This window comes from Micromonospora sp. D75 (genome assembly GCF_018070405.1).
Lineage (GTDB): Bacteria > Actinomycetota > Actinomycetes > Mycobacteriales > Micromonosporaceae > Micromonospora > Micromonospora chalcea.
The window spans coordinates 1-3,483 of the sequence record NZ_JAGPXV010000623.1; the positions used below are offsets into that span (position 1 = coordinate 1).

The 3,483-nt window shown below is 69.7% G+C and carries 4 protein-coding genes; 1 reads left to right on the forward strand and 3 read right to left on the reverse strand.

The genetic code is table 11. The features are described from left to right. The coding region (locus KBX39_RS26630; RefSeq protein ID WP_210873091.1) for a polysaccharide biosynthesis protein at positions 1 to 995 on the reverse strand (995 nt) is incomplete at its 3' end. A 223-nt stretch (positions 996 to 1,218) separates the two neighbouring features. Here KBX39_RS26630 and wecB point away from each other — a divergent pair. Next, entirely contained in the window at positions 1,219 to 2,331 is a 1,113-nt protein-coding gene (gene wecB, locus KBX39_RS26635) for a non-hydrolyzing UDP-N-acetylglucosamine 2-epimerase (protein ID WP_231915574.1), read from the forward strand. Between the two features lie 49 nt (positions 2,332 to 2,380). On the opposite strand, the gene KBX39_RS26640 is transcribed toward wecB, so the two are convergent. Both KBX39_RS26640 and KBX39_RS26645 read right to left on the reverse strand, forming a co-directional pair. After that, the gene (locus KBX39_RS26640) at positions 2,381 to 3,019 is read right to left on the reverse strand and encodes an acetyltransferase (protein ID WP_043325089.1); all 639 of its coding nucleotides are present in this window, start codon (positions 3,017 to 3,019) and stop codon (positions 2,381 to 2,383) included. Positions 3,020 to 3,023: 4 nt separating this feature from the next. After that, positions 3,024 to 3,483: DegT/DnrJ/EryC1/StrS family aminotransferase (locus tag KBX39_RS26645; protein ID WP_210873093.1), on the reverse strand; the 460-nt coding region annotated here is incomplete at its 5' end.

Below are 3,483 nucleotides of genomic sequence, written 5' to 3' on the forward strand. Positions count from 1 at the left end.
TCCGGCAGGCTGACCAGCAGTTCCATCACTTCCGCGACGTCGAGCCGGCGCGCGTTGTGGGAGTGGTAGTCGACGCGGTGTTCCCGGTTCGTGTCGCCCTCGTCGAAGTACAGGCCGTAGTTCAGGTCGCGGCTGTCCACCGGCACCCGGAGGAAGTCACCGAAGTCCTCGGCGCGGGCCAGGTCCTCGCGGCTGGCCAGCGTCTCGTACAGCTTCTCGCCGTGCCGGATGCCCAGCACGTCGAACTTCGCCGGCACGCCGAACAGGTTGCACAGGGCCACGGCGAGGTCCTCGATCGTGCAGGCGTCCGCCTTGCGGATGAACACGTCACCCGGCTGGCCGTGGTGGAAGGCGTGTTCGACGAGTTCGACCGACTGCTCCAGCGACATCAGGAAGCGGGTCATCGTCGGCTCGGTCACGGTGAGCGGCACGCCGCCGCGGATCTGCTCGACGAACAGCGGGATCACCGAGCCGCGGGAGTACATCACGTTGCCGTACCGGACGCAGCAGACCCGGGTACGGGCACCGGGGTTGTTGCGCGCGTGGGCCTGCGCCACCTTCTCCATCAGCGCCTTGGTCATGCCCATCGCGTTCACCGGGTAGACGGCCTTGTCGGTGCTGAGCAGCACCAGCGCCTCGACGCCGTTGCGCTCGCAGGCGTCCACGACGTTGGCGCTGCCCAGGACGTTGGTCCGGACCGCTTCGAGCGGGAAGAACTCGCAGGAGGGCACCTGCTTGAGAGCCGCCGCGTGGAAGACGTACTCGACTCCCCGGGTGGCCTTCAGCGTGCTGTCGTGGTCGCGGACGTCGCCGACGTAGTAGCGGACCCGGTCGTCCCGGAGCCGGTGCCGCATCGCGTCCTGCTTGGACTCGTCACGGCTGAGCACCCGTACCTCTTCGGCGCCGGCCTTCAGCAGGCGGACGACCATGGTCTGGCCGAACGAGCCGGTGCCGCCGGTGATCAGGAAGCGCCGGCCCGAAAGCGAGGAAGCCACATCTCCTCCAGTCTCCCCCGTGCCTGACGGGAGCTCACATCGCAACTGCACGTTACTTCCTCATAACGAGCCAAAGCTGGAGATAGCGGCAATAAGCGGCGTAATCCGTCGGCTGCTCCCGTCCGGCCGCCACCGGGCGCGTCGCCTGCTCGTTGATCCAACGAGCAGAGGTCGCTGGTGGAAGCTGGGCCGGCTGGGCGAAAGGCAGTTCATGACACGGGTGATGACGGTGGTGGGGACCAGGCCGGAGATAATCCGGCTCTCCCGGGTGATCGCGCGCCTCGACGACACTGTGGAGCACGTGCTCGTGCACACCGGGCAGAACTGGGACAGCACTCTTTCCGACGTCTTCTTCAAGGAACTGCGGATCCGCGAGCCCGATCGTTTCCTGCAGGTAGACACCGCGTCCCTGGGGCGCGTACTCGGTGGCGTGCTGATCGGCATGGAGTCCGCGATCGCCGAGTTGCGCCCGGACGCCCTGCTCGTTCTCGGGGACACCAACAGCAGCATCGGCGCCCTGATGGCGCGGCGGATGAAGGTGCCGGTCTACCACATGGAGGCGGGCAACCGGTGCTTCGACCTGAACGTGCCGGAGGAGACCAACCGTCGCCTCGTCGACCACATCGCCGACTTCAACCTGGTCTACAGCGAACACGCGCGTCGTAACCTCCTGGCCGAGGGCCTGCATCCACGGCGGATCCTGCACACCGGCTCGCCCATGCGGGAGGTGCTGGAGCACTACCGGCCCGCGATCGCGGCGTCCACGGTGCTGAGCCGGCTCGGGCTGAACGCGGGCCGGTACTTCCTCGTCAGCGCGCACCGCGAGGAGAACGTCGACCGCCCGGACCGGCTCGCCCGGCTGCTGGAATGCCTGTACGCGGTCCGGGACGAATGGGGGTTCCCGGTCCTCGTCTCCACGCATCCCCGCACGCGCAACCGGCTGGAGGCGCTGGCGCCGGAGGCGGACCTGCTCGACGGCATCGTCTTCCACGAGCCCTTCGGCCTGCCCGACTACGTCCACCTGCAGACCAGCGCGTACTGCACGCTGTCGGACAGCGGGACGATCAGCGAGGAGGCGGCGATCCTGGGATTCCCCGCCGTCACGCTCCGGGAGTCGATCGAGCGTCCGGAGGCCCTCGACGCCGGAGGCATCATCATGACCGGGCTTGATCCCGCGGGCGTGACCGAGGCGGTCCGGGTGACCGTCCGCCAGCACCAGGCGGAGGGCGTGCCCTGTCCGGCCGACTACCAGGTCACCGACACGTCACGCCGGGTGGTCGACTTCATTCTCTCCACGGTCCGTCGGCACCACGACTGGGCGGGCATCCGTCGCTGACCCCGATACGGCGGGCGGTGCCGGCGCCGCCCGCCGCGGGAGCGCCGGATCAGCGGGCCGGCACACCCTTCACGACCGTCCGCTCGCCGACATCGCGTACCACGCAGGCACCGGCGCCGACAGTGCTGTCCCGGCCGACCCGCAGGCCCTGGAGCACCGCGGCGTTGGTGCCGACGAGCGTGCCCTCGGACAGGTGACAGTCACCGGAGACGGCGGCGAGCGGGTTGACCGACACGAAGTCGCCGAGGGTGCTGTCGTGCCCGACGGTGACGTTCTGGTTGAGGTGGACGTGCCGGCCGATGGTGACGTTCGTGGTGACACGTGCGCCCGCGAAGGCGACGAACCCCGGGCCGTACCGGTTGTCCGGGCCGATGGTGGCGTCCGGGTGCACGAGGCTGGCGGCCGGAAGGTCATAGGCGTCGATCCTCGCCGCCACCGCCCGGCGGATCCTCGGGTCACCGATGCCGATGACGTGATGAGTCTGCGGCGGTGCCTCGCGCAGCCACGCGACACCGCCGAGGTACGGCACGTCCAGGCGCTGCACCCGCTTGAGGTTCTCCTCCGAGGGGTGGTCGTCGACAAAGCCGATCAGCTGCCAGTCCGGTCCGCCGGCCGCCACCACCGCCCGGGCGATGGTCAGCAGCTCCCGCCCGTGGCCACCGCACCCCACGATCAGCAGGGGCGTCATGCGGCTACGTCCCGATCCGGGCGGACAGGAACTCGCCGATCGCGCCCAGCACCGTGCTGATCTGCGGCTCGGTGAGCGCGCTGCCGCTCGGCAGGGTCAGCCCCTGGACGAACAGGTCGTCGGCGGCGCCACTGAGGACGCTCTCCGCCCCGGCGAAGGCCGGCTGCTGGTGCATCGGCTTCCAGACCGGCCGCGTCTCGATGTCCCGCTTCCGCAGCTGTTCAGCCAGCTCGGCCGCCTGCCATCCGGCGCGGTCGGGGCGTACCCGGATCACTGTCAGCCAGCAGTTCGAGGTGTCGTCGGCCGCACCGACGAGTTCGACGCCCGGAACGGACGCGAACAGCTCGGCGTAGCGGTTCCGCAGACGCCGGCGCCGGCCGATCATGCCGTCGAGCCGTACGAGTTGCGCGCGGCCGAGGGCGGCGAGCAGGTTGCTGAGCCGGTAGTTGTACCCGGTCTCGCGG

What these genes read in the sequence shown, in the direction of transcription:
- wecB (WP_231915574.1), top strand. Translation starts at nt 1,219, where the DNA reads ATGACGGTGGTGGGGACCAGGCCGGAGATAATCCGGCTCTCCCGGGTG.
- KBX39_RS26640 (WP_043325089.1), bottom strand. Translation starts at nt 3,019, where the DNA reads ATGACGCCCCTGCTGATCGTGGGGTGCGGTGGCCACGGGCGGGAGCTG.